The organism is Psychrobacter sp. TB20-MNA-CIBAN-0197 (assembly GCF_040309765.1).
Taxonomy (GTDB): domain Bacteria; phylum Pseudomonadota; class Gammaproteobacteria; order Pseudomonadales; family Moraxellaceae; genus Psychrobacter; species Psychrobacter submarinus.
In genome coordinates, this window is sequence record NZ_JBEOPC010000845.1 from 1 (window position 1) to 261 (window position 261).

The window sequence follows — 261 nt, forward strand, 5'->3', positions numbered from 1 at the left end:
GGGTTAGGCTGGGCGTTCAATTACACAAGGAAGTCATGCATGAATTTGCGTATCGAGTTGACGGACAGTCCTACCGAGGAACAGCGTCAGGCCATTCTGCAGCCGCTGATCGAGTACAACGATGCTCAAACCGGCGGTTCGAAATCCGAGCCGTTCGCCTTGATGGTCAAAGACGAAAATGGCGCGATATTGGGCGGCCTGTATGGGCGAATGATTTTTCGCTGGATGTTCATCGAACTGCTGTCAGTGCCGGAACAAGGT

At 52.9% G+C, this 261-nt stretch carries 1 protein-coding gene; it reads left to right on the top strand.

Features of this window, described 5'->3' with window-relative positions; translation table 11 throughout:
• Positions 1-39 precede the first annotated feature (39 nt).
• The coding region (locus AAEY83_RS16250) for a hypothetical protein (RefSeq protein ID WP_351060676.1) at positions 40-261 on the top strand (222 nt) is incomplete at its 3' end.